At 24.1% G+C, this 2,685-nt stretch carries 2 protein-coding genes; both read left to right on the top strand.

Annotation, left to right across the window (positions count from 1 at the left end):
• On the top strand, positions 1 to 897 hold an 897-nt coding region (locus BP997_RS05445; RefSeq protein ID WP_413825858.1), incomplete at its 5' end, for a glycosyltransferase family 2 protein.
• A 23-nt stretch (positions 898 to 920) separates the two neighbouring features.
• Entirely contained in the window at positions 921 to 2,678 is a 1,758-nt protein-coding gene (locus tag BP997_RS05450) for a glycosyltransferase (protein WP_413828993.1), read from the top strand.
• The last annotated feature ends 7 nt before the right edge of the window (positions 2,679 to 2,685 follow it).

A 2,685-nucleotide genomic window follows, 5' to 3' on the forward strand; every position in this document is an offset into this window, starting at 1 on the left:
CTAATCTATCCATATTACTATGATGAAAAAAACAACTATAAATCATTTCTAATACAACATGTAGGAGATATATTTGATGAAAGAATCAAACCATGTTGTGCTTATGCTTATAACAAAAATAAATTTGAACAACCTTATGAAAGTAAAGTAAATAAATCAAATCAAGTGGCGGCTGTAACTGCAGCAGCAATATTAATCAAAAAATCTATTTATAAAGATTTAAACGGATTGAATGAAGAATATTTTTATGGATTTGAAGATGTTGATTTTTCATTAAATCTTAATAAGGCAGGATATGAAATTTTATATTGCTCTGCTGCATTATTATTCCATCACGAATCAAGTACACGTATAAATGATAAAAAAGAATATTTAAAAAATAATGAACTTAATACAAGAACTTTATGGGAAAAACAAGGTAGTTACATTACTCAAAAGATTTTTTTAGATAAAATTCATAATATAAAATTTTTCACAGAAAAACCACTTAAATTCACATTTTTAATAGAAGAATTTAATATAAATTTAAAAAATTATGATTTAGTATCTAATTTAGCTAAAAATCTGAATAAAAAAGATTTTAATGTTGATTTGTTGACTTCATCCGATAAACAGGATGCAGGTGATGATACTGATGTTTTAATATCATTTTCTAAAGAATATGATATTAAAAGAGTAAATTGTAGAAAAAACTCTGTAAAAATTCTTTATTTAGATGAAGACTTTGATTTTAATAATGATTTTGATTTTTATGATATAATTTTAACTGAAAAAAATAAGGTTTATAATGAATTAAAGAAAAGTTTTTCACAAAGTAGTTTTTTAGTTAATTTAAATAGTAATTTTTGTGAAGAGATGATGAATATTATTGAAGAATGCATTTTAAATAAATATTAATTTATAGGTTTAAGGTTATTATTATGGGATTAAACATTTTAAACAAGCAAAATTTAAGTAAAAAAATTAAATATCATTTTCCTATTGTATATTTACTTTTTAAACCTAATAAGCAGATGTTTAAAAATATTAAAGGATTTAGATCTATTAAGAAAAATAATCTTTTTGATGAAGAGTTTTATTTAAGTAATTATAAAGATGTTAAAGCTTCAGGGATGAATCCTATAATTCATTATATCATTTATGGGTATAAAGAAGGTAAAGATCCAAATAAAGATTTTGATGGAGTTTATTATTCTCATAAATACGGTGACGCATTAAGTAGCAAATTAAGCCCATTAGTCCATTATAGTTTATATGGACTTCAAGAGAATAGGGAATACAAATTAGATAAAAATCTTTTTCCTATAATCCCTTATGAAAAAGTAGTTAATATTCTTAAAAAATTAAATAATAATTTGCCAAAAAATAAATTAATAGAAAATATCCAAAAACATTTGCTTAATTCAAATTATCCTATAAATAAAGATTGTAAATCTAATAAAAAAAGAGTACTTTATTTAGTTCATGAAAAAATAGGTAGTTTTGCAGGGACAGGTTTTACAACTAATGATATTATAGATAATATTCAGGATTCATATGAATGTTATATTTTAACTTCAAATGGATTGGAATTAGAGTTATGGCGAAAGGAAATAGATCATTTTGAAAAATTAGGCCAGTGGGATGTCCATTTATCTGATAATTTATCTTTGGATAAGAATGTAAACTTTTCTAAACTCTTATATTCCAAAGAGTTAATGGCAATTTATTTTACAATACTGGTCAATTTAAATATAGATTTAATTCATATTAATCATTTAATAAACCATTCATTTGATATATCAAAAGTAGCTGAAAAGTTAAATATCCCAATCATATTGAGTATACATGATTTTTATTATATTTGCCCATCAATTCATTTATTAAATAAAAACCAAGAATATTGTGAGTTGATGTGTAGAAAAGATAAATGGGCATGTGGATGTGTTAATTCAAGTGATGAGATTTCTTTAAAAAATACAATCAATTTATGGAGAAATGAATCCCTTAAATTTTTAAATCGTTGTTCTTTAATAATAGCACCTTCAAACTATTCTACTGAAGTTTATAATGCCCAATACCCTGAAATTAAAAACAATATAAAAATCATTGAACATGGACGTAACTTACCAAAAAGATTAAATTGCAGTTTAACCCCTAAAAACACTCCAATTAAAATATTATTCCCTGGACATATAAGTAAACACAAGGGATCATTATTAATACGTAAACTAAAAGAAATTGATAAAGATAATAAATTAGAATTTCATTTTATGGGCACTACTTACCCTTCATTGAAACAATATGGGAAAAATCATGGTCGTTACTCAAGAGAAGACTTTGGAAAGTTTGTAAATAATATTAAACCCTCATTTATGGGAATATTTTCAATAATACCCGAAACTTATTCTCATACTTTAACTGAAAGTTGGAATTCCGGAGTACCGGTTATAGCTACAAATTTAGGGGCTTTATCCGAAAGAATAAATAAAACAGGTGGGGGATGGTTAGTAGATTATAAATCTCCTCAAAAAGTATATGATAAAATAATGAAAATTGCTAACAATCCTAAAGAATATGAAAAAGTTGTTGATAATATCTCTAAAATAAAATTCAAATCAAAAAAAGAGATGACTGATGAATATAAAAAGGTATATGATGAATTAACATCTCACAAGGAGATTGATTACAATGTCTAAGTATAAG

This window comes from Methanobrevibacter sp. UBA412 (assembly GCA_002495685.1).
GTDB classification, from domain to species: Archaea; Methanobacteriota; Methanobacteria; order Methanobacteriales; family Methanobacteriaceae; genus Methanobrevibacter_A; species Methanobrevibacter_A acididurans.

What these genes read in the sequence shown, in the direction of transcription:
- BP997_RS05450 (WP_413828993.1), top strand. Translation starts at nt 921, where the DNA reads ATGGGATTAAACATTTTAAACAAGCAAAATTTAAGTAAAAAAATTAAA.